We start from the raw sequence: 25,937 nt of genomic DNA on the forward strand, positions 1-25,937 counted from the left end.
GCGGCCCGATTCGTCTCGCACGACGCGAACGATCAACCGATGCTGGCGGATTCGATGACGACGTCGTCGACCGGCACGTCCTGATGCATCCCCGCCGACGCGGTGGCGACGGCGGCGATCGTGTCCACTACCTCGGCGCCCTCGGTCACCGCGCCGAAGACGGTGTAACCCCACCCGGCGGCGGTCGGCGCGGAATGGTTGAGGAAGTCGTTGTCGGCGATATTGATGAAGAACTGCGCGGTCGCCGAGTGCGGGTCGTTGGTGCGCGCCATCGCGACGGTGTACTTGGCGTTCTTCAGCCCATTGTCGGCCTCGTTCCGAATCGGGTCTTTGGTGCCTTTCTGGCGCATGCCCCGCTCGAAGCCGCCACCTTGAATCATGAAGCCGGGAATGACGCGGTGGAAGATCGTTCCGTCGTAGTGGCCGGCGTTCACATAGTCCACGAAATTACGCACGGTGGCCGGCGCCTTGTGTTCGTCCAACTCCAAGACGATCGGGCCGTGGTTCGTCGAGATATTCACCTTGGTCATACCCCTACCTTTCCATCGTGGCCGGCAACCCTCGGCAGCGCGGGGTCGGTTACCTCGGTGCGGCGGATTCTCGATGTCTTTCTTCGCGTCGCGACACACCATTGCGCCCGTCGGCTCCGAACATTGTGAGGGGCGCGAATCTCTTCGGCCCGCGCTGCGCTCGTGCGGGCATACGGGGAGATACCATTGCCAATCGTGCCCGACGTCGCCACCGCTGTTTTGACCAAGCCTGCTACCGCCCCGGCGGTGGCCCGGCACGATTTCCGTACCGCCCGACTGCTCGCGCTGGTCGTGGGGCTGGCCGGTGCAGTGCTGGCCTTGGCGACGCCGTTCCTGCCGGTCACCCAGACAACCGCGGTGCTGAGCTGGCCACAGAACGGGACGCTGGGCAACGTGCAGGCGCCATTGATGTCCCAAGTCCCGATCGACCTGAACGCCACGATTCCGTGCGCCGCCATTGCGCAGCTGCCCGAGTCGGGCGGCATGCTGCTGGCGACCGCTCCGCCACAGGGCGACCGGGCCGCACTGGAAGCCATGTTCGTGCGGGTGTCGCAGGACTCGGTGGATGTCGTCGACCGCAATGCGGTGGTGGTCTCGGCCGACCGGGACCGAATGAACGAGTGCACCACGTTGACCATTGCCTCGGACAGCAACCGCACCTCGGCGGTGTTCGAGGGGCTTACGACGCGAGTGCAGCGCCAAGTCCCGGGTGGGGCGCCGGGTGACACCGAAACGGTCGCTCTGCCGGTGCAGGGGCAACTGGACGGCGACTTGCGCCCGCAGATCGTCGGGGTGTTCTCCGACCTGCAAGGCGCTGCGCCCGCGGGACTGAGTGTCCGCGCCACCGTGGACACCCGCTTCTCCTCCACCCCTTCCGTGATCAAACTGGTCGCGATGATCGCGGCGGCATTGTGCACGCTGTCCGCCCTGGCTGCGTTGGCCCGACTGGACACCAGTGACGGGCGCGGGCACCGCAGGTTCCTACCGGCGAAGTGGCTGAAGCCGACCTGGGCCGATGGCGCCGTGGTCGGCACCCTGGTGGTGTGGCACTTCGCGGGGGCCAACACCTCGGACGACGGTTACATCCTCAGCATGGTGCGGGCGGCGCCGCACGCGGGCTACATGGCGAACTATTTCCGCTGGTACGGCGTGCCCGAAGCGCCGTTCGGCTGGTACTACCAGGTGATCCAGGTGTTCGCGGAGATCTCCACGGCCAGCCCGTGGGTGCGACTGCCCGCCCTGGCCTGCGCGGTGTTGTGTTGGATGGTGATCAGTCGCGAGGTCGTGCCGCGGCTCGGTCGTGGCGTGCGTACCAGCAAGGTGGCGCTGTGGACCGGTGGTCTGGTGTTCCTGGCGTTCTGGCTGCCGTTCGACAATGGTCTGCGCTCGGAACCGATCGTGGCGTTGGGCGCGCTGTTGACCTGGGTGTCGATCGAGCGCGCGATCGCGACCGGCCGCCTGCTGCCTGCCGCGGTTGCGGTCGTGGTGGCCGCATTCACCTTGGCCGCTGCCCCGACCGGCTTGATGTGCATCGCGGCGTTGCTCGCCGGTATCCGGCCATTGGTGCGGATCGTGGTGCGCAAGCACCGGGAATTCGCCGCGCGGGGTCTCGGGCGGTGGAGTTCGACCTTGCCGCTGCTCGCGCCGTTCGCCGCGGCCGGCTTCCTCGTGCTGACAGTGGTCTACAGCGACCAGACCTTCGCGGGCATCCAGGAAGCCAATCGGGTGCGTCAGCTCACCGGTCCGAACCTGAGCTGGTACGAGGACTACCTGCGTTACTACTACCTGTTCGTGGAAACCGTCGACGGGTCGCTGTCGCGGCGCTTCGCCTTCCTGGTGATGTTGCTGTGCCTGTTCACCACCATGTTGGTGCTGTTGCGCCGCCGGCGGGTCCCGGGCATCGCCAGCGGGCCGACATGGCGGCTGATGGGGGTGGTGTTCGGAACCATCTTTTTCATGATGTTCAACCCGACCAAGTGGACCCACCATTTCGGCGCCTACGCCGGTATCGCGGGTTCGCTGGCGGCGGTCACCGCCGTCGCGGTGTCGGCGAGCGCGTTGCGGGCCCGCAAGAATCGGGCGATCTTCCTGGCGGGTCTGCTGTTCGTGCTCGCGATCACATTCTCCGGCATCAATGGCTACTGGTATGTGTCCAGCTATGGTGTGCCGTGGTTCGACAAGCGCATCTCGCTGCAGGGCTACCAGTCCAACACCCTGATGCTCCTGTTGTTCGGTGTGGCGCTCGCACTGGTCGCGTGGTACGCGCTACGTGAGGACTACACCGCGCCGCAGCCGTCGGCGAAGTCGCCGCGCGGTAGACGGATTCGCCGGTTCGCGGCGATTCCGCTGACCGTGATCGCCGCGCTGATGGTCGCGCTCGAGGTGCTGTCGCTGGTGAAGGGCGCGGTTTCGCAGTATCCCGCGTATTCGTTGGCTCGCTCGAACGTCGCAGCACTCGGCGGTGACACCTGTGGGCTGGCCAGCGACGTGTTGGTGGAACCGGACCCGAACGAGGGCCGGCTGCAGCCGATCATCGATCCGGCGAATCCACCGACCGATCCGGCGGACCCGTTGGCCGGGGTCGACCCGGTCGGTTTCGACCCGAACGGCGTGCCCGACGACTTGTCCGCCGACACCGTGGTGGTGAAACCGGGCACCGGCAATACCTCCACCCAATCGGTCGGCGCCGCGTTCGCCGAAGGGCAGAGTGCGGGCACCGGCGGCGGACAGGGCGCGCGCGGGGTCAATGGCAGCACTGTCGCGCTGCCGTTCGGTTTGGACCCGGCGACCACCCCGGTGCTCGGCAGCTACCAGGACGGCATGCAGCAGCCGGCGGAGATCACCTCGAGTTGGTATCAGTTGTCCCCTCGTTCGCAGGACCGGCCGCTGGTGGTGCTTTCGGCAGCGGGTCGCATTCTGTCGTTCGACGACACTGGCGCAATGACCTACGGCCAGTCGCTGACGGTGGACTATGGCAAGCGCATGCCCGATGGTCGGGTGCAGACGCTGGGGACCTACTTGCCCCGGGACATCGGCCCGTTCCCGTCATGGCGCAATCTGCGGGTGCCGCTGGATGAGATCGCTCCCGACGCCGATGCGGTACGCGTCGTCGCCAAGGACCCGATCCTGATCGGTGACCAGTGGCTGGCGTTCACTCCGCCGCGTATGCCGAAACTGCAGTCGCTCAACAGCTTCCTGGGATCCGAGCAGCCGATCCTGCTGGACTGGGCGGTCGGGCTGCAGTTCCCTTGCCAGCGCCCGTTCGACCATCGCAACGGCGTGGCCGAGGCGCCCGGCTACCGGATCCTGCCGGATCGTCCACTCGCGGTCAGCTCGACCAACACGTGGCAGGCCCAGGAATTCGGCGGGCCGCTGGGCTTCGCACAGATGTTGGCGGCCTCGACCACAGTGCCCAGCTACTTGAAGGACGACTGGGCACGCGACTGGGGTTCGTTGGAGCGTTACGACCAGTACGACCGCACCGCGGTCCCGGCCGAACTGGAGACCGGCACGGCTACTCGCTCGGGCCTGTGGTCCCCGGGAATGTTGCGAGTGTTCTGAGGCACGGTCGCGGCCGACTCGAACACGACGCGGCCGACTCGAACACGGCGCGGCCGACTCGAACACAGCGCCGCCGCGCGGGGCGATACCCGGCGCGGCGGTTGGACCGTTCGTCCGGCGGCGCGAACGAGGTTCAGGACCGCAGACGAACACCGAGTTCGCGGCGCAGCACCTCTTGCGAGGGGAGTCGGTCGAGCACGCGAAGCACCGCGGGGCGCAACTCTCGCTGTTCCTCTTCGTTGAGGAGTCCGACAAGGTCGCTGAGTTCCATTTGATCGAATGCGGTCGTCATGTGAATCACATTAGAGGTCGCAGCCCGATTCGTCCGAAAATTATATCCGCACAGGTGAGAGTGCCTTTTCCATACCGTACAACCGGTTTCGTTGGAGTCGGCCGGTGCGTTGGGAGCGCCACGGCCAGCGGTGTCGGAGTGAGGGCCGAAAATCCACGATCAGCCGATCTATCGAACCCGCTGTACCGCGGCCAAATCAGTGGCCGGCCCGGCCGCGCCTTCACCGAAAGTGAGCCAGGGCCAATCGCCTGACGGTCGACACCCAATGCCGTGAAGCTAGCGGGTTACAGGTCCGCCGACCAGGTCAGCTCATCTCAGTTGGCCGGCTGTTGCTCGTTTCGGATCTGGGTGAAGTAGCTGGCCAGCATTTCGTTTTCCTCGAATCCGAGAACAGTCGCAGCCACCTCGGCCTCGCTGAACCAGCGCAACTGTTGACCCTCGTCAGAACGATCCCGCTCAGATCGAGGTCGAGGCAGGTGCGGAAGGTGTGCTCGAGCAGGCCCCAGCGACGCTCCCGCGTCACATGGTGCTCGACCTCGGCCGGGTCCAGCACCACCCCGATCTCCTCCTCGATTTCGCGGATCACACCTTCTTTCGGCGTTTCGCCGGGTTCGCGGTAACCGCCCAGCAGTGCCCACATTCCGGGACATGGGATATCGGGCTTGTCGTCGCGCAGGAACAGCAGAATCTGGTTGTCGGAGTTGCGGATGATGATGTTCGAACCCTCGGCCGTGATCGCCATTCAGTTGCTCCTTGTAGTGGTTGGTTGGTCCTCGGGCATCGACTTCACTGCTCGAGAATGTCGTGAGCACGATCGATGGCCTGTTCCTCGAGTAGGTCGGCGTATTCCTCACCGTCGTAGCACCATCCGTCGGCGCCGAGGATCGACCAGGAACCGTCGATGTTGTGTAGGTGGCCGATGGGGTCGCGCAGCGACATCTGTGTGTGTCTCGCGCTGCGGATGTAGGTAGAAGCGGTGAGTGCCTGCAGGCACTCGCCGCCGTGTCCGCGGTGGATGCCGAGGACGAATCGGGCCTGCTCGAGAGAGGTTGGTGCGGTCTCGAGGGCGCAGTCGTTGTACTGGTGTCGCCACAGATCGTGGAGTTCAGTGCTCATCGCGCGGACGTCCTGATCGTCGTGGGGGGACACAGACGTGACGCCAGTAGTCGCGGCGCACCGCGTCCCACAGGCGGTCGAGTTTCGGGAATCGTTCCCGTGATGTCACCAAGTCCGGTGCGGCGGTGGGGGTATCGATCGCTATCAATGGTGGACCCGGTGCCGTGGTGGCGACGCGCATGATGCGGATGCGGGCGTTGTCCCACCGCCACACGGCCGTCCATCCGTCGCACTCGGTGCGATACTCGATCATTTCCCCACCTCTTCGTGCCGCGGATCGTGTGGTCGGTCGCCTTCGCTGTTCCCGGTCCGACGCTGGGACGGTTCGGAATTCAACCCCTGCAGGCCCTCTACAACCCGGGCCATCACATCGGCTGGAGGCAGCTCGAACGGGTCCGTCGGAAAGCCGTATTCGGCGGCGTACGCGCCGGGAGTTCGGTGCTGTGGCTTATTCATTCGGAGCCTCTAACTGACTGAAGTCGGCGGCATTGCTCACCAACGTGTTTCGGCCTCGCCGGGTGATCTCGTAGCCCCTTTTGGGCGCGAACTCGCGGATCTGAGCGACGGAGCGGGTGCCTTCGTCCTGGCCCATCTGAGCTATCACGCCGCTAACTCCAACGGGATGGCGAATACTTCGCGCATCTCCAGATGAAAGCCATTGTGTGGATCCATGTTCCACCGCCTGTATCCCGACCGTTCATCGGTCGGCGAAGGCAGCACAATCCAGTCCGATGCGGCACCAGCGTTCAATCGCAGCAGGACGTCGGCGACCACGTACTCATAGCCATCGGCCGGACCGGTCAGGATCGTGCAACTCCCCGATCGTGGATGCGCGATCACCGGCCCCGGTCGTCCATGTGCCGTCAACACCGCCTGCACCAGCCCCGCAACACGTGCTGGCACAACGAGACCGCCGACCGGACCTGAGTAGAGGATGATCCGGCCCAGTGCTGGCATCACCACCACCGGCAGCCCCAGCGTCGCGCGGTAACGCAGACACCGTCCCATCGCGGGATCGTGAAGCTCCAGTCCTGAAGTCATCGCCCCACCTCTGCATACCTGCGGGGATTCGGTGCCCCCGGCCACATCGACAGTGTTCTACAGGCTCATACCGATTGACAATAGAACAAATGAGATTGACCCAAAAAACTTTGTACTGAGTAGCATTGGAGATATCCATCCAGACCCACTCGGAACAGTGTCTTGCTTATTGACTGGTGCTCGACGTTTAATTGGGTGGTACAACTCCTCGACCCGAAACGGGAGGTAGGCGTGTCCTTGGAGACTGTCGGCAGCGCCTTGATTCGCCGTCACATCGGTAGGCGATTCGCGGATCTGCGCACCAAGGCCGGGTTGTCACAACAGCAGGCCGCCGACCGCTTCCAACGCGGTCGCACCACGATCGTCCGGATGGAGGACGGCGATCCCGCCGTCAGGTTCCGAGAGAGCGACGTGGTCACGATGCTCGACACCTATAGAGCAAGCACCGAGGACCGCGTGTTGCTGCTCGCACTCACCGCAGAGACCCGCAACGGGAACAAGAAGGGCTGGTGGCACGACTACACCGAAAGCGGCCTCCCGGAATGGTTCAGCCTGTACGTGCTACTCGAGGACTCCGCCGCCTCGATTCGAAAGTACGAGTCCGAGCTCGTGCCCGGCTTGTTGCAAACCGAGCGATACGCCGAGATCAGTGCCTCTACACCGAGCGGCTATCTCGATACTGGCGAGATCCGCCGGCGCGTCGAGGTCAGAATGGAACGGCAGAACCTACTCGCCCGACCCCACGCACCCAAACTCGACTTCATCCTCAACGAGGCCGTCATACGCCGACCGGTCGGCGATGCCGAGGTGAGGGCCGAGCAGCTTCGACATCTGTTGGCGATGGCAGGGCGGCCGGGCATCACCGTACGGATTCTGCCGTATTCCGCAGGCTTCCACGGCGGGATGGCTGCCAGCGCCTTCAACCTGCTGGGCTTCCCGGCCGGTCCACACGGCGAGCCTTTGGAGCCGCCGCTCGCCTATGTCGAGACACTGACCGGCGCAATGTATCTGAACAAGCCGGATGAGGTCGCTGCCTACGAATTGGTGTGGCGCGACCTGAAGAAGAAAGCGCTCAGCGTCGCGACCTCGCGAGAAGTCATCGAAGAAGCACTGAAAGGACTCGAGAAATGACCAGCTCTGCCACCCAGTGGCGCAAGGCCACCGCAAGCAACAACGGGGGTGACTGCGTTGAACTCAGGTTCACCGAAGACGGGGTGCTGGTCCGCGACAGCAAATACATTCGCGACCCGGCGAACGACCCGGCCGCCGCACCGACGATCACGATCCCGGTGTCGTTGTGGCCCGCGTTCCTCAACCGCGTAGCAGCCGACGCCAATGGTGGGGACAAGGATCAGCGGCTCCCGCTCATCGTGCACTCCGCCGACGGAACCACTCGCCTTCACGCAGCTGATGGCGTGGTTCTCGCCTACACTGCCCGCGAGTGGGACGCGTTCATCGATGGTGTTCTCCGCGGCGAATTCGAACCCACCCCCACCCCCAGCCCCCTGCCAGTCTGATTGCAGGGGCTCAGGCCTACCTCGGGCCCGGCATCAGCCGGGCCCGAGAACCTCGTTGAACAGCAAAATCGTTCGGGCCGCACGGCGCAGGGCGAGCATGTGCAGGATGGCGTCACGCGGTACCGAATCCTCTGCCGATGCCCCGCCGTCACCTACTCGGAAGCGAGTTCATCGACGCTCGCACCTGCCTCGGCCTTGCGAGATCGAAGGCGCTGCAATACCGTCCACTGGCGGCATCCGGATCCGGGTGAAACTGTTGATGTCGAAATCCGCCCCACGGGCATAGAGGGCATCTTACGTGGGTGTAATTCGTTGTCGGGCATAGTGCGATCCGTGGTCGACAGGCTTGCTCGAAGATTGTGCCGGATGCGTTGTGGGACATCGTGAAGCCACTGCGACAGGAGTTCGAACCCAGACCACAGGGTGGTGGGACCGTGCCGGTGGACGAGCGGGCGGTGTTCGTGGTGAGCACTGGTTGCGGGTGGCGGCATCTGCCCGCCTCGTTCGGGTGATCCGCCGGCAATGGTGACGGATGATTCCGGCCACGTAGGTGAGAGTCGGGCGTGACAACGGCAGCGCGGCGCGGTTGAACAACATGGAAGCCTCTGGTAGATAAGTTATCTCGGTCGATCAACTCATCTACCAGGAGCCTCACCAATTTCCAGGTCGACACGGCAGTCGAGGCTCAGAATCCTTCGCCTCGAGCGCTACTGCAGTTCGCCGGTTTGCCTGAATTCGGAAAGAAATTCGGTTACATCTGCCGGGACATCATCATCTAGCGGAGGCTCGATGCCGAATTCGAGTGGAGTGCCGAATTGTGTCGGCTCCGTGGGTTCACCTTCTTCACCCATTAGGGGTGTTCAGGTCGGAAATAAATGAGCCAATCTCGGCGCGTTATTTCTATGAATAGCCTCATGGGGACGACCGGCGAAGTCGTGGGTCATCCATATGTCATGGAACACCATGATATTGGCGACTGGTTCCCTGCTGTTGAATTCTACCGAGAACAAGAGCAGGGAGTCTTCGACATGTTGACATCCATCTTCGTCGAGCCAGGTGCCCGGGCCGGAGACGTGCAGTCTACCGATCACTGCATTGTCGTCTATTTTCAGGAGGGCGTGCCGATCGGAGAGAATCGAGCACTCTAGGGTCGTCGATCTTGCCCGCGACAGGTACCTTCGACTTCGCCCTCGGAACCATTCGCCCTTCCGATATCCAATCGCACTGAATTTCACTGGGAATGAGCAATTGATAACGCTCGGCTATGGTAGCGATGCGTCCGGCCATAGCAATTGATGCAGAGGGACCGTACTGTGTCGAGTTCGGGAACCAGTACCACATGAAGCTCCAGTGATCAGCTCGCATCAGTTTCGGCGGTGTCATCATATGTAGCCTTCGAGGTCGGTGATATCGGCCTGCTCGAAGGCGGTGCGGTCGATCACTGGATCCAGATCGGCCGTGTTTCGGGCGAAATCGATGTCGACGATCCCGACGACCCGGGTGTTCGGCTCCCACTTCAGCACATGGTGCACGTAGTTCGCGACGATGAAGCCCGCTGCGCCGGTCACGAGCGGGCCTCAGCCGTATCGCTCGACGAGCGCGTTTCCGATCGAGGCCAAGTGGTCTCGCACACCCTCAGGGCCGGTCACCTCGAGCCATTCGACCTGCCAGGCGAGCTCGCCGGCGAGCACGTACTCGTCGCGGCCGCGGATCACGACCTCGATGCGGCCGTCGGGCGTGGAACGTCCCACTTGGAGTCGAGCGCCGAGCGCCATGCGGAGCAGTCCTATCCCGTGGGGTGCGCATACTGCCTGGATTTCGAGGGGTGTTCGCTTGCGGTCGACCTCGTCGGCGATCTCGCGCCAGCTTTCGGCGAGGTCGAAGTCCTTGGGGCGGTGCACCGGATCATCGGTTGGGTCGAAGGACGACACGCGGTCGATCCGGAAGGTTCGCCGGCCGGCGTCGGTGTTGCAGACGAGGTACCACGACGGACCTTTGGCGACGATGCCCAGCGGGTGGACGGTTCTTTCGGTTTCGGCGCCTTTGCGGTCGACATAGCCGAGTCGCACCTGGACGCCGCGGATCACCGCGTCTTGGAGCTCATCGAGGAAGCGAGGTGCTCGGTGCTCGGCCCGATTCGACCCCCATTGTTGTGGGTCCATGACCACCGACGACGCTGCCGACTCTGCCTGTACTCGGAACGGCTCCGGCAGAGCGTGGACGAGTTTGCGCAGGGCTGCCTTCACGGCCGGCGTCGCAGCCGACGCCGGGCCAGCGACCAGGAACAGCGCACGGGCCTCACTCGCGGTCAACCCGGACAAGTCGGTGCGGGCGCCGCCCACCAGACGCCAGCCGCCGCCTCGGCCCTGCAGGGAGTACAAGGGCACCCCGGCCATGGCCAGGGCATCGAGGTCACGGCGGGCGGTGCGCTCGGAGACCTCGAGCTCTTGGGCGATCTCTGCTGCTGTTACCTGCTCTCGCCGTTGCAGTAGCAGAAGGATGGCCACTAGTCGGTCTGTTCTCATCCTCACAACTTTTTCACATAAAACCGGTCATAGGGTGACCGGTTTCGCGCGTCAAGATAGCGACATGACTTCACCGACGAGTTCCACTGCCCGCGACCGAGTCGGCCCTTGGTCGATCAGGGGTGCGCCGACGCTGTCTTCGGCCCCCTACGTCGTCTGATCACCCTGGAAAAGATAGAGAGGAAATGCAATGTATGACCCAACCGACTTTCCCGAGCCCACCATCATCCCGGTCAACGGTGTGGAACTCGAAGTCTTCGAAGCAGGCCGGAAGAATGCCGGAAAGCCCATTGTGCTCTGTCACGGCTGGCCGGAGCACGCCTTTTCCTGGCGTCATCAGGTGCCCGCCCTCGCCGATGCCGGCTACCATGTCATCGTTCCCAATCAGCGGGGCTACGGTAACTCGTCGCGTCCGACCGAGGTGACCGACTACGACATCGAACACTTGTCAGGGGATCTCGTCGGACTTCTCGACCACTTCGGATACGAGGATGCTACTTTCGTCGGTCATGATTGGGGTGCGTTCGTCGTTTGGGGATTGACTTTGTTGCATCCGGACAGGGTCAACAAGGTGGTGAACCTGAGTTTGCCGTACCAGGATCGTGGAGAAAAGCCCTGGATCGAGGGTATGGAGGAAGTGCTCGGCGGCGATTTCTACTTCGTCCATTTCAATCGGCAGCCGGGTGTCGCGGATGCTGTGTTGAACGAGAACACCTTCCAGTTCCTGCGTAACCTGTACCGGAAGAACGAGCCGCTCACCGCGCCTGCGCCGGGGATGATGATGATCAACCTCGCCAGGGCACAGACACCGCTCGGTGAGCCGTTGATGAGTGACCGTGAACTGGCTGTATTCGTGTCCGCTTTCGAATCGACGGGGTTCACCGGGAGTATCAACTGGTACCGGAATCTGGACCGGAACTGGCAACTGTTGGCGGATGCGGACCCGATCATCCACCAGCCGGCACTCATGATCTACGGCGACCGGGATCTGGTCGCGAAGTCGCCAACACTGGCCGAGTCCGTACCCAATGTGGAAGTGGTGGAGTTGGATTGTGGTCACTGGATCCAGCAAGAAAGGCCGGATGAAACAAACCAAACGATTTTGAAATGGCTGGAACAGCAGGATTCCGCCTAGAATGGGTATCCCATAGTCTGAGCCCTTCGATGGCGAGCGCCATCGCGAATGCGGATCGGTAGGCGAGGGCGAGCTGGTCGTCGAAGGTAGCGACGGCTCGCCATTGTCTGGCCGCTCTGACCTGCCCGCTGTGCAGCAGCCCTCGGTAGACCATCAGCGCCCGAAAGCAACCCAATTCCAACTCCGACCAGCGAAACACCCGCGACAGCTTAGACTTGTTTGCGCGGGAATCAGCGAACTCTTTGCAAAGAGAAGGCGATACCGACCAGAATCAGATACCACGTGCCGGCGACAGCTGCTGCCACCAGAGGTAGTACGATCGTATCCAAAGTCCGTACTCCATCGAGATGAACTGCGGGATCAGCGCCACAAAAGGCCAGCAATGTCGAGATTCCCGTCACCGCGGCCATCGACTCGTGATGACCGCCTTATCCGGTCCCGGAGATATCGCCACGAAAAGCATCACGCCGGCGAACGCGACGTACCGCGCGGCAGACGACATCAGTGGACCTTGGGACCCGTGAATCGACATTTTCGCAGCCGGTGAGTGATCTAGCTGCCTGTACTCGCGGGTCGGAAGAACCCGAGTTGGCCCGGACGTGGAGCTTTGGGTTCGAGTACGGTGTCGGGCCGAAGGACCTCCACGTCGCCTAGTAGGCCGAACAAATTTCTGCCCGAGTAGGAGCGCACCGATTGCTTCGGAGTCGTGCCTTGGATGAAGACGTAGTACTCCACATGGTCGCGTGCGTCCCAGTTGAAGTCCCAAAGATGAAGCCAGCAGTAGTCCGGCAGCTCTGACCGTGCGTTCAGCCGGTCCCTTCTCGTCCCTTCGTAGACGACCACCATACGATCCCAGTCATCGGACCATTGAGCGGCAGCGGTCAGCTCACCGAGCGAGACGGGTTCGGGTTGCGCAGATTTCGTCCGAACCACCTGTTCGAGTGCGACGGAAGAACCGAGTGCTTCGGTACGTTCCTCTAGGTCGAAGGTCCCAGAGCAGTTGGTACCCAAGCCATTACCCAGGTTAGGACTCGAACTACATCCAGCAGCAACGACAACCGCGAGAACTCCGACAGCGGCGAACTGACTCACACGCATCCGATCACCTCTCGGCCGTCAGCGGTATGTCCGCCGTCTCCGGAGACGACGTTTGGCGCACTGGCACACGGTTGCTCCATTCGATTTGCTTGTCTTGATTGATCACGATCGCTTGACCGGTGTCGATCTTCTCCTGTACCAATCGCTTCAGCTCTGCGGGTGTGGCATTTGGGTGTTCGACCGCGATTTGCCTCCCGATGTCGTTGTTGTAGAGGTCCATAGCCTCTCGATGTGGAGGATTCGCACCGATTCCCTCATGTGCGGTCGCGAAGTCTCTGGTCCACTCTTCACCGTAACGCTGTGTCATCAAGGCATTCCAGTACATGTGTCGGTAGGCATCGCCGTGACCATCGTGCATCGCCCGATCGTCCCCGGGAATCAGGAATACCTCGTTGGCGGCTTCCTCGGCTGCCGACCGGAAATCAAAAAAGTCCATCAGGCGGTTGATTCCGTCCGGGTAGGCGAGCTGCTTCGAAAGCAGAGCTATCTCTTCCGGTGTCATAAACGTGGGTTGGAAGTCCGGCTCAACAGCGCGAATTCCCTTCAGCACCAAACCAGATGGCCACAGTTCGGCACCCGATTCCGAAGGGTCGGTCTGGTATTTGGTCAGAATTTCGGCGAGTTCAGGGTCGGTTGGCATCGGCGTGGACCCGCGTTGCACGTCGGGTGACAACTCTTCGAGCCAGCGACGGATCTGCTCCGCACCTTCCTTGTCGATCTGCTGGATGTCGGTCAGTGCCGAACGGATCGCCGTTGTAAGGAGCAGCTCTCGACCTTCTTTTTCGATCAACCCTTCTGGTCCGAACTTCAGCAGCACTTCCGCATTCGACATCCTGGAGTCGACTGCGCCATCGTCTCGTACGAAGAAGTCGAACTTCGAGTCCTCCGCGTCGGCCTTCTTCTCCCTGATGAGGTCGATGTGTCCTACGAGCGCATCGATTTGGATGACGATCTCCTGCTGAATGTCGATGAGGACTTGTGCGGTTCGCCGGGCGTCGTTGCGGTCCTTGATGGCTCGATTGCGGGCGTTGTTCCCGGTGTCGCCCTTCCAATAGGGGTTCGAGTCGCCGATCAGCCAGGCTGCCTCGTAGGCCTCGGCATCGAGCTTCCGAGCCGTGTCTGCGAGATTGTTCGCGATCTGTACCGCCGGCCGTGGATCCCATCCGAGGACAATTGGAACCGTCAGGGCATCGACATAGGCGCCGCCGCTCATCGCTGGCCGACCTCGTGGAGTCGCTGCGCGTTCTCCTGATCTTGTGCAACGATTCGATCGACCACAGTCTCGGTGATGTCGGCGAACTCGCGCAGGCGTCGAGAGTGGAATCCGATGACCTTGTTCAGCGCTTCTGCAATCGCATCGACGTTCCGACCGATGTCGGACCGTTCCAAGGTGGCTGCCGCAGTGAGCCCTGCTGCAATCGGATCGAGCTTGGCGATCGAATCACCGTGATCACGTACAGTTCTGGCCAGACTGCGAGCTCTTTCGGGTTCGAGATCGAGATTGCCCACCGCTCCCCCTTTGTCGTTTGTCGGTGTAGGTGCCCAGAGTACCGACGCGTGGTTCACCTACGGGCAATAGGGAGCGGGTTCCATCAGGGTCGATGGCGGTCACCGAATCCGGATCGGGTCGTCGCTGGCCAGCCCGCTGCGTGTTTCGACCGTGACGTCGATGGTGGCGGGCGGGGCGTCGCGACGGTAGGGCGTGAACTTCTCCAGCGAGCCCCAGTCCCGACCCCAGTCGTGGTCGAGGTAGCTCGGCACAGTTTGTGCCCGCAGTAACAGGTCGGTCCAGCCGAGCGGTCCGCCACCGATGTCGTCCTGCCAGGCGTTGGACGCATCGGAACCGACTCGATCGGGCAGGATGCGCCACTGCGGGATCTCGGCGACCCCGTCGACGTGGTCGAAGGGTCGCTGGCAGGGGAACGCGAGCCCGACGTGCCAGTCGAGCAGTACGGGTTCCTGTGAGCCGATCACCGAATCGAGTGTGGCCAGTCGGGGCAACCGTGGCGGTGTGACGGCGAGCCACTGCTCGGGCGTGATGTCGTTGTCGATCGCCACCAGTCGCACCGCGTTCACCTCGGCGGGCACTCTGCTCAGCGGTACCCGGAGGTTGCGCCAGGAGGGCGCCGGCCCGATGTCCAGTGGATCGACCGAGCCCAGTATGCGCACGTCGCCGTCGGCGTTGCGCACGCCGTATTCCACCGACAGCTGCTGACCGTAGGTGAACACGCCGTCGGCGTCGACGGACCGAATCCGGCCCGCTGCGGTGATCGCGAGCACCTGGTAGGCGGGATCTTCACGCATGCCCTCGGTCAGGTCGAGCCGATACCACTGCGTGGTCAGCCGGGCTTGTCGTTGCTCGTTCTCCTGGTAGCTGCCGAGCACGGGAGTCGTGGCCGGGTCCAGGCCGAAGGGCAACGCCACCGTGCTGCCGTTGACGCCCGCGCGGTCGGTGGTGCCCCCTCCGGTGCCCGCTCCGGTGGTGCGTGTGGTGGTGTTCTCCGCGTCGGCATTCACCGAGTTCGCACCGCCGGTGACCGTTTCTTCGGCATCGGCGGTGAGATCGCGGGCCACCCCGTTCGGGGTGAATCCGCTGTTCTGCGCGGCCAGTCCGGCGGCAGGTGTGCCGGTATAGGGACGCAGCAGCGAATCGGCGGTGTCGGTTTCCACCAGCACCTCGTTCGCCAGTGCGCACGAATCTCCGCGCAGTGACTGCAGATTGGACTTGGCGATCGAGTACCCCGGGTACTGCGAGACTGCGGCCTTGGCCAGCGAGGCGACTTCGAATACCACGAGGAAGGCCGCCGCGATGGTCAGCGGCGCCGAAGCCCAGCGATCGAGTCGGCGTGGCTGAGCAGCGATCTGTCGTTGGTACGGTTCGCGATAGTGCTGCCAGATCGCCACCAGCAACGCGATGCCGCACAGCCCGAGGAACAGCGTCGACAAGCCCTTACCCGCGATCAGGGGCGCCTTGTCCCACCAAGGAACACCGAAGCTGGACACATACCACCAGCCATTGGGTCCGGTGAAGGTCACCGCGAGCAGAAACAGCACCGCGGCAGCGAACAGAGTGCGATTGCGCGGCGAGCGAATGCCGTTGGCGCCCACGGCGACTGCCGTCAGCGCGGCCAGCGACCCGGCCAGTCCGGCGTACACACCGAAGTGATGAGTCCACTTGGTGGGGGTGAACATCATCAGCAACAGCGACGCGAAGACGATGCCGAGGATCCGCACCGACGGGCCGCGCGAAGTTCCGGGAATTCGTCCCTTGCGCAACACCTGCAGGACGCAGACCAACAGACACAGCAACATCACCAGCACGCCGAACCGTCGCGCCAGCGAACCGTCGGGCGCGAGCGTGAGCAATGCGTCCCACCGGGTGCGCTCGTCGAACCACGGCGCGTTCGGTCCGACGATGGCACGTACGCGAGTGGCTTCCAGAACCGTCGCCAAGGTCTGGTCCGCGAAGATCACTACCAATACCAGCGTGCCCGCCGCGAGACCCGGCGCGAATAGCGCCGTGAACCGGAACATCGTCCTGGCCCGGGATGGCCGGCGTCGGTCCGCAGGAGAGTCGGTGTCGGATGCCGATCCAGTGGTCACGGCGTCCGGCCCCAGCCGTGCGGGGACTGCGCCGCGCACCCGCCGCAGCACGATCAGCAGCACAGGCCGCGATCCGGCGATCAGCGCCGCGACACAAATCAGACCGGTGGGGCCGGCAGCCAGGGAGAATGCCGCGATCAACACCGCGATCGCGGCAGGAAGCAACCGGCCGGTCGCAATGGCGCGTTCGATCGAGCACCAGGTCAGCAGGGCGCCGGCCGCGATCAGCGGTTCTGGGCGCAGACCGTTGTCGTAGGGCAGCCAGAACGCGAGGAAGACCAAACCCGCGGTCCACAGCGCTATGGGGTTGCGCCGTATCCGGGCGCCCAGGCGCGGTAGAACCTCGCGGCTGATCACCAGCCAGCACACGACCCCGGCGGCCAAGGCGGGCAGGCGCATCCACACACTGGCGTCGGAAATCCGTGTCATCCAGGCCAGCACTTCATACGACCAGCCGAACGGCGCCTCCGGCACGGCGAACCATCGGTAGTAGTTCGCCATATAGCCGGAGTGCTCCGAAGCCCGCGCCATGTTCAGGATGTATCCGTCGTCGGAGGTATTGGCCCCGATGACATGCCACAGCGCCAATGTGCCCACCACGACTGCGTCGGCCGCGGTGACTCGCCACCAGTGTGCCGGTAGGAACCTCCGTGCCCTGCGGCCGTCACCGGTATCGAGCAGGTGCAACGCGAGCAAGGCCAGCAGCGTGAACACGGTGGCGGCGACCATGGCGGTCAGCTTCAGCGGGGTCGGCGTCGAGGAGAAGCGGGAGTCGATATCGGCATGCACCTGCGTGCCGCCGAGCCGGCCGGCGTCCAGGTCGGTGAACAGGCCCACCAGTTGCGGGCGGACGTCTCGCTCGACCACCGACCGCAGCGGTGCACCGTCCGGTCCGGAGACTCCGGGGATTTCCGCGACCGTCGCAGCAGCGCTCGACTCGATCGTGAGTGCGGTACAGGATTGGATCGCACTCAGCGGCGTCGATATCAGGGGAATATCCCGAAGCACCACCGAGAGCGCCCCATCATCGACCGACACGACCAGCCCGGCGCTGGTGGCCTGCCCAGATGCCATCGGGACGGTGGACAACAGGGTGACGTCCGTGCCGGCCTCGCGCGCCACCGAACACGGCACCGTCGCACGCAGTCGCAGCGGCTCGTAGGAAACCAAGGGCATGGCGACGCTGGTCGCGCCGGGCTGGGGCCAGTCCAGGGTCGCCCGGTCCTGTTCCACGGGCAGTAGGGGAGTCAGTAGTGCCAAGGTGAATCCGAGCAGTCCGCAGACGACGGCAACAGCGCGGTAGCGCGTGAACGCTCGAGAAGATCGGTCCGGTCGCACGGTGGTTGATGCTAGCTACCGTATGGTCGGTGGCCACTCATCGCGGCGGTGATAGCTCCGGTGGTCGAGCAGTGGGGTCCGCGACCGCGACCTCGGCACCTGCTTGCGCGCCGTCGGAAGGATCAGTCGCGGATCGTGACCAGGGTGAACGGACCGATATCGGAAATGGCGAACCGTGGGTCGTCGAACAGCGCCTTCGGGAAGCTCACGGTGTAGCGCGACACGTTCGGGTCGTTCGGGTAGACATCCTTGGCCAGTCGGAGGGTGTAGGCATCGCCGCTGCGTCGGAACAGGAACGCGTCCGGCGCACGCCACGGGATGCTCGCCAGTGCGTCGAGCAATTCCTGTGGCGTCTGCGTCTCGGTCCATCTTTCGATCGCCGCGGCACGCCCCGCGAAGTCGGCCAGCGGGTTGGCGTAGTGCGAGGTGAGTGCCTGGAAGCCGAGATAGGGGTAGATGGCGAGGAAACTGGTGTCGGCGGTGAGCACCACGGTGTCCCCGCGCGGGCGGTCGGTTCGGGTGGTGAGGGCTGCGTCTACTCGGTCGTAGAACGACACCGACGACGGTGCACGCTCGTCGGCCCGATAGCCGTCGCCGTCGGTGTCGGTGTAGGCGGTGGTGATTTCCGGCGTGAGTATCCGGGGGATGTCCTGGGTGAACGCCAGCGCCCCGGCGACGGCCACCACGATCGCCACCAACCGGAACCGAGCGGGCTCGTTCAACGCTCGATGGATCGCCCGCGCGCCCTCCACGAAACCGAACGCACCCGCGACGGCGAGCAGAACCAGAAGGACCGGTTCCAGCCGGAACGACAGCAGAGTGATGCCCACCGCGGTCGCCGCCATGGACAGCAGTGTCCACAGGTAGATTGCCGCCACGCCGATGGCCAGAGCCTGCGCCCGGCGTGAGGACGCGGTGCGCAGCACCAGCCACACGGTGCCGAGCAGGCACAACGCCCCCAGCAGTGAGAGTTCGAACATGGGCAGCGGCAGGCGCGCCCCTGATTCCGGCAGGTAATGCAACGCGCCGCCGGAGCTGGCAGTCGTGTCGCGCGCCGCCCGTACCAGGTACGGCGCCCAGACGACCAGCGCGACCAGTCCGGCGATCACCCCGATCACCACGACCTTTGTCAGCGCAGGCACGGCAGCACGCCATCTGGTGGGTCCGACGCGTCCTCGGGCCTGTGCCATCCGGTCGGAGTCCTGATCACGTACCGCCAGGATGGCCGCCACCAGACCCATCAGGCCGATCGCGAATGTGGCCAACAGGCAATACAGGGTGTAGAAGGCGGCCGCTGCGCCGAGGAACAGCCCGGTGCCGACGACCGCGCCCCAGCCCCCAGCGGTGGGATATCTGCCGCTTTCGGGTATCGCCGCGCCGTCCGATGGCCGATGCAGCGCGCCCCACGCCAACACCAGAGTCGGGGGAAGAAGGAGCAAGATGACCGCACTGTAGGGCTCCGGAGCGGCGTACGCGATGGTGACTGCGGTGCTCGTCGCGGCGACCGCGACCGCCCAGTCGGCGCGAATGAGCTTCGACCACAGCACCAGCCCGACGGCAGCGGCCACGGCCAGGAAGCCGATCGCATACGGTTTGAACGCTTCCCAGCCCTCCATACCGAGCACATTCGCCACCCGGCCGCCGATCCAGAACCAGCCGGCCGGGTAGGCCGGCGGTAGGTCGGCGTAGGTCATATCGCGCAGCGCGGCGGAGTCGGTGAGTCGGGTGAGGAATTCGGTACGAAATTCCTGGTCCACCGAGATGCCGAACAGATACAGCTTGGTCGCCGCGAGCGGCATACCGAGCGTTACGGTCACGAAGGTCGAAATCCCCGTCCACGACAAGAGTTTCGCCACCCAGGGCCATCGGTGTAGCCGCAGCAGTGCGGTCGCCGCAATCAGTAGCACCGCCGCCGCGACCTGACCGACAGTGGTCATGGCCTTCGTGACGTTCGAGGAGTTGAACGCGGGCCACTGCACTGTGGAAAACGCGACGAGCCCCATGGCTGCCACGACAGCGGCGACAACGGCCGCGAGCACGGCCTCCCCGAGTCCGGAGACGACCTGCCGCACCAGTAGCGGCGCTCGCCCGGGCACCGGATCGGTCGCCCGCGACGGCACATCCCCGATCGCGGTCGCGGTACTCACGAGATCGCTCCGTGTCGGGTGCTCATCGGACCACGCCGCGGCGGGTGCACGTGGGCTGCTCGCATGGGCCCTCCGGGTTGACTGGTGTCGGCTGCGTCAGACGATAGATGCCCGCGCGACCAGAACGATCGCGCGGGCATCGGTCTCGATCCCTACTGCCGGTCTCAGAGAGGCAGTTTGCGGAAGATTGTTCGGGGAATGTGCCGCAGCACCATCATCACGTAGCGGAACGCGCCCGGCGCCCAGACCAGCTCTTTGCCCTTCTGGGAGGCCGAAACAGCCAGCGACGCAACGTCTTCCTTGTCGACGGTGAGCGGGGCTTCCTGAATGTGCGCCGACATTCGGGTACGGACCTGGCCGGGGCGAATCACCAGTACCCGCGGGCCGTGGGGGCGCAGTGCCTCCCCGAGGCCGAGGTAGAAGCCGTCGACACCGGCTTTGGTCGAACCGTAGACGAAGTTCGACCGCCGCACCCGCTCGCCAGCCACCGAAGACATGGCAATGATCCGGCCGTAGCCTTGAGCCTTCATCTTTTCCCCGACCAGCACACCGACCGATACCGCCGCGGTGTAGTTGATCTCGGCGATCTGCACCGCTTTGCGCTGATCGCGCCATAGCTGCTCGGCATCGCCGAGCATGCCGAAGGCGACAATGGCGACGTCCACGTCGCCGGCGTCCCAGGCCGCGTCGATCACCTTGGGGTGGCCTTCGGGGTCGAGAGCGTCGAAGTCGATGACATCGACGTGCTGTGCGCCTGCGGCCTTCATCTGGGCAACCGCGTCGGACCGCAACGGATCGTCGGGCAACGCTGCGAGGATGATGCGTGCGGGCGCCTTTTTCAGGTACTCCGCGCAGATTGCCAGGCCGATCTCCGACGTGCCGCCCAGCAGCAGAATCGACTGCGGGTTACCAACGGCATTGATCATTTCGTAGAACCTACTGTCACTGAAGTTCCAGCCTTCTCGCCATATCGGACATGAAAACGCCTGTAGGATCGACATTTCTGCGGACTTTGATCCATTCGTCGATCCGGGGATACATCTGGTGAAACGTCTCCGCGGTGGTCCGGGAGTCCTTCGCGGTATATAGTCGCCCGCCGAACTCGAGCACTCGCCGATCCAGTTCGCTGACCAGTTCATTGAGACCGGGCTTGATCGGGAAGTCGACGCAGATGTTCCAGCCCGGCATCGGGAAGCTCAGCGGAGCCTGATTGCCCGGCCCGAACAGCTTGAACACATTCAGCGCAGAATAATGCCCCGATGCCTGGATATCGATGATGATCCGCTTGAATTCCTCGACCGCCGCGATCGGCACCACGAACTGATACTGCAGGAAACCGTTGGAGCCGTAGCCGCGGTTCCACTCCGCGATCATGTCCAACGGGTGATAGAACTGCGTCAGATTCTGCACTTTGCCGGTATAGGTTCCGCCCATCCGGTAATAGGCTTCGCCGACCGACATCAGCGTCAGCTTGTTCATCGTCCAGTTCGGAAAGATATCGGGAACGGTCATCAGCTGCGGAGCGTCGAACTTCAGCGGCTTGCGCTGCAGTCGTTTGGGAAGTTCGTCGACCGTCGCCAGCCTTCCGCGGGTGATCGTGGCCCGGCCGAGCTTCGGTGGAGGGTTGATCACGTCGAACCACGCGCTCGAATAGGTGTAGTTCGCTTCGCTGCCGTCGCTGTGCGCGGCGATCGTCTCATCGAGGGTCGTGGTCTTGACACCGTCGTTGAGAAAATAGGCGGTCTCGGTCGGCGTCATCTCGATGGTCGCGCGCAGGATGATGCCGGTGAGCCCATTGCCGCCGACGGTCGCCCAGAACAGCTTGGTATTGCGCTTGGGCGTCAGGTGCATGATCTGCCCGTCGGCGGTGAGCAACTCCATCGAGCGCACATGGTTGCCGAAGCTGCCTTCGCTGTGATGGTTCTTGCCGTGGATATCGGAGGCGATGGCGCCTCCGATGGTCACTTGGCGGGTACCGGGCAGCACGGGGACCCAGAGACCGAACGGCAGCGCGGCCCGCATGAGCTGGTCCAGGCTGACCCCGCCGTCCACGTCCACGAGCCGGGAGTCGCGGTCGATGCGATGGATGGCGTTCAGTGCGGTCATGTCGATGACCAGGCCGCCCGCGTTCTGGGCGTGGTCACCATAGGATCGGCCCAGGCCGCGCGCGATCACGCCGCGACGTAGGTGGGCGGGCTTGCTGTCGTTGTCCTCGGCGACCATGGCAACAGCCTTGGCGATCAGCTCGGGATCGCTGGTCGAGAGCACTTCGGAAGAGGTAGGTGCGGTGCGACCCCACCCGGTCAACGTGCGGGTGCGGGTGGGGAGTGCAAACGCATTCCCCGTGGCCGGGTCCTCGGTCGTGACGCCGGTCCGGTTGTCGTTCCCGGTTGTCGTGGTGGCGGTCGGAGCTTTCGTGGACATCGGCATAGAGGCTACAGGCATGACGCCGAATTCGGCTGTGGTCATTGTGCCCATTCGGTCGGGACAACCGTCGGTGCGGAACCGAATCGGTGTCCGGGCCGCCACGCGGTTACGCTCGTCGGCGTGCAAGCCGAACCGCACCTGCCGCTGCCGGTCGAGTTGCCGCTGGTCGACGAGCCCGGCGGCACCGATGTCGGCCTCAAGACACAGATCGTCCGGTTCACTCTCACCGGCGGATTCTCGGCGATCGTCGACTACGGGCTCTACAGCCTGTTGCTCGGCGTGGTCGGCCTCCCGGTCGGTGTCGCCAAATCGATCGGCTTCGTGGCGGGCACCACAACCGCCTACCTGATCAACCGCCGCTGGACCTTCCAGGCCCCACCCAGCCGAGTTCGCTTCCTCGCGGTGGTCGCGCTCTATCTGGTCACCTTCGCGGTGCAGGTCGGCATCAACCAGGTGCTGTACCACACCTTCGACGAGTCGTGGTGGCGCCAGCCACTGGCCTTCGTGGTTGCCCAGGGCACGGCAACGGTGATCAACTTCGTCGTCCAGCGCACGGTGATCTTCAGGCTCTGAGGCAGGCGCTCATGCCGGGACCAGCGTGATCGGGACACCATTGAACACCGCGTTGCCGGATGGCACGTCGAGCACCGAATCATCGGTCAGCACATTGGCATTGACGCCGGCATGGGCACGGGCCACCGTGTGCGTCAGCTGGGAATGACCCCATCCGTGCGGGAGACTCACGACTCCGGGCATGATCGTCTCGGTTGGTTCCAGCGCTACGGTCAGCGTCCCGGCCGCGGACTTGACCACAGCCCGGTCACCGAGTCCCAGCCGCGCCACATCGGCGGGATTGATCTGCAGGGTGCAGCGGTTGGACCCACCCATCAGCGGCTCGATATTGTGCATCCAGCTGTTGTTGGACCGTAGTTGCCGTCGCCCGATCAACACCATCTCCGGCGCCACTGTGGTGAGTTGGCTACGCAACCGCGACACATCGTCGAGGAGCTGCTGCGGCGCCAGGTCCACCCGCGCGCTCGTGGTCAGCAGCACGTCGGGCAGGCGCGGCTGTAGGGGGCCGAGGTCGATGCCGTGCGGATTGTCCAGCAGCGTGCGCAGATTGAGCGTGCCGCCGTTCCAGTCACCGTAGGGTCCGATCCGCAGCATGAGGTCGATGCGCTGCTCGGTGGTGTCCTCACCGAGGAGTTCGTCACGCCGATCGGCGAGCTGCATCTTCTGCAGTAGTCCCATGATGACGAGTTCGTCCGCGGCGGCCATCGGGTCCGCGCCGTCGGCGGCGCTGTGCGGGGCGCCGGTCAGTGCCGCGGCCAGGCGAGCCACGACGGCCGCCTCCGAGGGCCGATCCCCCAGCGGCACGAGTGGACGAGAATAGCGGGCGTAGTTGCGTACGGCGAACCGCAGCAGCGCGAAATCGTAGTGCGGTGACTGCGTCGGTCGCGGCGGCGGCAGGATCACATCGGCGTGCCTGGTCGTTTCGTTTACATAGCGGTCCACGCTCACCATGAAGTCGAGTTGGGCGAGCGCGGTGTCCAGGCGGGCGCCGCTGGGTGCGGACAGCACCGGGTTCCCGGCAACGGTCACCAGCGCACGAATCCGGCCCTCCCCCGGTGTGAGGATCTCATCGGCCAATGTTGCCACCGGCAGTTCGCCCATGGCCTCCGGCAATGCACGCACCCGGCTGGTCCACCGCCCGGTGCGGAATGGTTTCGTACGCACGATCCCGAGCGCGGCCGCGGTGGCGAACATGGCCCCACCAGGTGAATCGAGGTTGCCGGTCAATGCGTTGATCGCATCGACGAGCCATTGCGTGATCGTGCCGAATTCTGCTGTGCAGGTGCCGATTCTGGCATAGACTGCCGCGGTCGGCGCGGCGGCCAGTTCTCGAGCCAGCCGCTCGATCGTCGATGCGGGTATTCCGGTGCGCGCCGCCACCGTCGGCGGATCGAAGGGCGCTGCGGCCGCACGCAATTCGTCCAGGCCGGTCGCCTCGATGCGCAGATCGAGCAGGTGCTCGGCGAATAGCGTGTGCACGATGCCGAACAGCAGATACGCATCGCTACCTGGCTGGATGAACAGGTGCTCGTCGGCGATCTTCGCGGTGCGCGTCACTCGTGGATCGACCACGACCAATCGGCCGCCTCTGCGCCGCAGCGCCTTCAGCCTGCCCGGGAAATTCGGTGCAGTGCACAGCGAGCCATTGGATTCCAGCGGGTTCGCTCCGAGCATCAACAGATAGTCGGTGCGGTCCAGGTCGGGAACGGGCACGGCCATCGGGTCGCCGAACATCAACCCACTGGCCACCTGCTTGGGCATTTGGTCGGCGGTGGTGGCCGAAAAGATGTTCTTCGTGCCCAGTGCCCGCAGCAACATCGGCACGTAGAGCATGCCCGCCACGGTGTGTGCGTTCGGATTGCCCAGATAGGCCCCGGCGGATTGTTTCCCGTATTCGGCGACGACAGCCGGAAACTGCTCCGCGATGTAGTCGAAGGCATCGTCCCAGGACACTCTGCGCCAGGTGTCGGTCGCGCGGTCACGGACCAACGGTTCGGTCACCCGGTCCGGGTCTTCGTCGAGCTGTCCGAAGCTGGCCCCTTTGGGGCACAGGAAACCATTGCTGAACGGATCGTTCTGATCGCCGCGAACCGCGACCACGTGGTCGTCGGCATCCAGAGTGAGCTCAAGTCCGCAGACTGCCTCGCAGAGCGGGCAGGTTCGCAGGTGAGTGCGGGATTGTGTGATCGGGGCCATAACCCATTCTGGCGTCCGGCGGTGGAACTGAAAAGACAACCCGCCGTGATCCGACCATCGGGGGTGATCGGTCTGTGTCCGGACCGGCGACGCCGGAGGGGCGCCCACGCCCCTCGTCGGCCCGGCCGGCGGGGCCGGACCCCAACGGAGGCTGCGGTCAGCAGGCGATTGTCAGCTTCGTGCGATGTGCGGCAGAGCGTACGGCTGCCGAAATCGCCACGACCGGCGGCACCCAGCGAGCCTCGGCGGGCGAGATGCCCCACGCAGCCGAACCGGCCGACAGGTATGTGGGGGGCAGCGGAATGCCCGCGCCCTCGGTGTACACGGTGGCGCCTGCCTCGCGCAGGGCCTGCAGCGCCATCGCCGCTTTGCGGGTGCCGGTGACCAAGTGGATCTCGCGGCGCGCTGCGCCCGGTATCTCGATCACCGGGCCGGACAGATCGTTCGCGTGCAGGAACCGGCGCACCTCGCCGGCTAGTTCGCCGGTGACCTCGATACCGGACACGCCGTCATCGGTGATCAGGCTGAGACCGTTGGCCGTTTCGGCGACCGTCCATCCGCGCTGGGCATAGTCCCGCGCGGCGGCGGTCATGTCGGCCGCCGGGACGGAAGTCGGAAACGTGGTGCGCACTGTGTTCTCCATTCCCCGAAGATCCTTGGATCCTGCATTCATGGTCGTATCGCCGGGGGGCTCGGCGAGCGTTACGCATTCGCCGTACCAATCTTCGAACTGTTGCCTACATCTCACTTTTCGGCCCCGGGTGCTCGTGGGACAACCACCCGTTGTCCGCAGGCTTCCAGGTAGAAGCGAATGGTGCGAGCAGGGAGGATTCCCGGC

25 protein-coding genes and 1 pseudogene are annotated in these 25,937 nt (G+C 64.3%); 7 read left to right on the forward strand and 19 right to left on the reverse strand.

Annotated elements, in window-relative coordinates:
• Positions 1-32: 32 nt before the first annotated feature.
• Positions 33-530: a peptidylprolyl isomerase gene (locus K940_RS0101290; protein WP_028476033.1), complete on the reverse strand. Its 498-nt coding sequence runs from the start codon at positions 528-530 to the stop codon at positions 33-35.
• Positions 531-725: 195 nt separating this feature from the next.
• Here K940_RS0101290 and K940_RS0101295 point away from each other — a divergent pair, with 195 nt between their 5' ends.
• Positions 726-4,091, forward strand: a complete 3,366-nt coding sequence (locus K940_RS0101295) for an arabinosyltransferase domain-containing protein (RefSeq protein ID WP_028476034.1) — start codon at positions 726-728, stop codon at positions 4,089-4,091.
• A 133-nt stretch (positions 4,092-4,224) separates the two neighbouring features.
• Here the strand turns inward: K940_RS0101295 and K940_RS32795 are convergent, their stop codons facing one another.
• From K940_RS32795 to K940_RS26550, 6 genes are all read right to left on the reverse strand, one after another.
• Complete coding sequence (locus tag K940_RS32795; RefSeq protein ID WP_196812066.1) at positions 4,225-4,383, reverse strand: hypothetical protein; 159 nt, start codon at positions 4,381-4,383, stop codon at positions 4,225-4,227.
• A 304-nt stretch (positions 4,384-4,687) separates the two neighbouring features.
• Positions 4,688-5,125, reverse strand: a complete 438-nt coding sequence (locus K940_RS26540; RefSeq protein ID WP_051406771.1) for an NUDIX domain-containing protein — start codon at positions 5,123-5,125, stop codon at positions 4,688-4,690.
• Positions 5,126-5,169: 44 nt separating this feature from the next.
• The gene (locus tag K940_RS26545) at positions 5,170-5,499 is read right to left on the reverse strand and encodes a hypothetical protein (RefSeq protein ID WP_036527067.1); all 330 of its coding nucleotides are present in this window, start codon (positions 5,497-5,499) and stop codon (positions 5,170-5,172) included.
• Complete coding sequence (locus K940_RS0101315) at positions 5,489-5,752, reverse strand: hypothetical protein (RefSeq protein WP_028476035.1); 264 nt, start codon at positions 5,750-5,752, stop codon at positions 5,489-5,491. Before K940_RS0101315 ends, K940_RS26545 begins: the two co-directional genes overlap by 11 nt.
• Positions 5,749-5,955 (reverse strand): hypothetical protein, encoded by a 207-nt coding sequence (locus tag K940_RS0101320; protein ID WP_028476036.1) that lies wholly within the window; start codon positions 5,953-5,955, stop codon positions 5,749-5,751. Before K940_RS0101320 ends, K940_RS0101315 begins: the two co-directional genes overlap by 4 nt.
• A 144-nt stretch (positions 5,956-6,099) precedes the next feature.
• A complete protein-coding gene (locus K940_RS26550; RefSeq protein ID WP_051406772.1) occupies positions 6,100-6,540 on the reverse strand; it encodes a hypothetical protein in 441 nt (146 codons plus the stop codon).
• Between the two features lie 231 nt (positions 6,541-6,771).
• Here K940_RS26550 and K940_RS0101335 point away from each other — a divergent pair, with 231 nt between their 5' ends.
• From K940_RS0101335 to K940_RS0101355, 4 genes and pseudogenes are all read left to right on the forward strand, one after another.
• Complete coding sequence (locus tag K940_RS0101335; RefSeq protein ID WP_036527202.1) at positions 6,772-7,671, forward strand: helix-turn-helix transcriptional regulator; 900 nt, start codon at positions 6,772-6,774, stop codon at positions 7,669-7,671.
• Positions 7,668-8,057: a DUF397 domain-containing protein gene (locus K940_RS26555; RefSeq protein WP_036527070.1), complete on the forward strand. Its 390-nt coding sequence runs from the start codon at positions 7,668-7,670 to the stop codon at positions 8,055-8,057. The genes K940_RS0101335 and K940_RS26555 overlap by 4 nt, the downstream gene beginning before the upstream one ends.
• 359 nt (positions 8,058-8,416) lie before the next feature.
• Positions 8,417-8,566 (forward strand): annotated as a pseudogene (locus tag K940_RS33410) (transposase); the annotation flags it as partial.
• A gap of 405 nt (positions 8,567-8,971) precedes the next feature.
• Positions 8,972-9,205 (forward strand): hypothetical protein, encoded by a 234-nt coding sequence (locus tag K940_RS0101355; protein ID WP_028476038.1) that lies wholly within the window; start codon positions 8,972-8,974, stop codon positions 9,203-9,205.
• 234 nt (positions 9,206-9,439) lie between these two features.
• Here K940_RS0101355 and K940_RS0101360 read toward each other — a convergent pair whose 3' ends face one another.
• Together K940_RS0101360 and K940_RS0101365 are read right to left on the reverse strand one after the other, a co-directional pair.
• A complete protein-coding gene (locus K940_RS0101360; RefSeq protein ID WP_028476039.1) occupies positions 9,440-9,625 on the reverse strand; it encodes a hypothetical protein in 186 nt (61 codons plus the stop codon).
• 9 nt (positions 9,626-9,634) lie between these two features.
• On the reverse strand, positions 9,635-10,582 hold the full coding sequence (locus K940_RS0101365; RefSeq protein WP_028476040.1) for a YafY family protein: 948 nt from the start codon (positions 10,580-10,582) through the stop codon (positions 9,635-9,637).
• A 190-nt stretch (positions 10,583-10,772) separates the two neighbouring features.
• Between K940_RS0101365 and K940_RS0101370 the strand changes: the two genes are divergently transcribed.
• The gene (locus K940_RS0101370) at positions 10,773-11,717 is read left to right on the forward strand and encodes an alpha/beta fold hydrolase (RefSeq protein WP_028476041.1); all 945 of its coding nucleotides are present in this window, start codon (positions 10,773-10,775) and stop codon (positions 11,715-11,717) included.
• A gap of 230 nt (positions 11,718-11,947) precedes the next feature.
• Here K940_RS0101370 and K940_RS32800 read toward each other — a convergent pair whose 3' ends face one another.
• The 8 genes from K940_RS32800 to K940_RS0101410 form a co-directional block, all read right to left on the reverse strand.
• On the reverse strand, positions 11,948-12,127 hold the full coding sequence (locus K940_RS32800; RefSeq protein WP_028476042.1) for a hypothetical protein: 180 nt from the start codon (positions 12,125-12,127) through the stop codon (positions 11,948-11,950).
• 142 nt (positions 12,128-12,269) lie between these two features.
• A complete protein-coding gene (locus K940_RS0101380) occupies positions 12,270-12,815 on the reverse strand; it encodes a hypothetical protein (RefSeq protein WP_155980706.1) in 546 nt (181 codons plus the stop codon).
• A gap of 4 nt (positions 12,816-12,819) precedes the next feature.
• The gene (locus tag K940_RS30615; protein ID WP_051406773.1) at positions 12,820-14,028 is read right to left on the reverse strand and encodes a hypothetical protein; all 1,209 of its coding nucleotides are present in this window, start codon (positions 14,026-14,028) and stop codon (positions 12,820-12,822) included.
• Positions 14,025-14,324, reverse strand: a complete 300-nt coding sequence (locus K940_RS0101390; protein ID WP_028476044.1) for a hypothetical protein — start codon at positions 14,322-14,324, stop codon at positions 14,025-14,027. Before K940_RS0101390 ends, K940_RS30615 begins: the two co-directional genes overlap by 4 nt.
• 99 nt (positions 14,325-14,423) lie before the next feature.
• Positions 14,424-17,756, reverse strand: coding sequence for an arabinosyltransferase domain-containing protein (locus K940_RS26570; protein ID WP_036527073.1), 3,333 nt, complete (start codon positions 17,754-17,756; stop codon positions 14,424-14,426).
• A gap of 122 nt (positions 17,757-17,878) precedes the next feature.
• Positions 17,879-19,828: an arabinofuranosyltransferase gene (locus K940_RS0101400; RefSeq protein WP_028476045.1), complete on the reverse strand. Its 1,950-nt coding sequence runs from the start codon at positions 19,826-19,828 to the stop codon at positions 17,879-17,881.
• A gap of 239 nt (positions 19,829-20,067) precedes the next feature.
• Positions 20,068-20,829: a decaprenylphospho-beta-D-erythro-pentofuranosid-2-ulose 2-reductase gene (locus K940_RS0101405; protein WP_028476046.1), complete on the reverse strand. Its 762-nt coding sequence runs from the start codon at positions 20,827-20,829 to the stop codon at positions 20,068-20,070.
• A gap of 16 nt (positions 20,830-20,845) precedes the next feature.
• A complete protein-coding gene (locus K940_RS0101410) occupies positions 20,846-22,333 on the reverse strand; it encodes an FAD-binding oxidoreductase (protein WP_028476047.1) in 1,488 nt (495 codons plus the stop codon).
• Between the two features lie 117 nt (positions 22,334-22,450).
• Between K940_RS0101410 and K940_RS0101415 the strand changes: the two genes are divergently transcribed.
• Positions 22,451-22,903, forward strand: coding sequence for a GtrA family protein (locus tag K940_RS0101415; RefSeq protein WP_081706080.1), 453 nt, complete (start codon positions 22,451-22,453; stop codon positions 22,901-22,903).
• A gap of 9 nt (positions 22,904-22,912) precedes the next feature.
• Here the strand turns inward: K940_RS0101415 and K940_RS0101420 are convergent, their stop codons facing one another.
• Both K940_RS0101420 and K940_RS0101425 read right to left on the reverse strand, forming a co-directional pair.
• Entirely contained in the window at positions 22,913-25,099 is a 2,187-nt protein-coding gene (locus K940_RS0101420) for a molybdopterin-dependent oxidoreductase (protein ID WP_028476049.1), read from the reverse strand.
• 157 nt (positions 25,100-25,256) lie between these two features.
• Positions 25,257-25,742: a hypothetical protein gene (locus tag K940_RS0101425; protein WP_028476050.1), complete on the reverse strand. Its 486-nt coding sequence runs from the start codon at positions 25,740-25,742 to the stop codon at positions 25,257-25,259.
• Positions 25,743-25,937: the final 195 nt, after the last annotated feature.

The organism is Nocardia sp. CNY236 (assembly GCF_000482385.1).
Lineage (GTDB): Bacteria > Actinomycetota > Actinomycetes > Mycobacteriales > Mycobacteriaceae > Nocardia.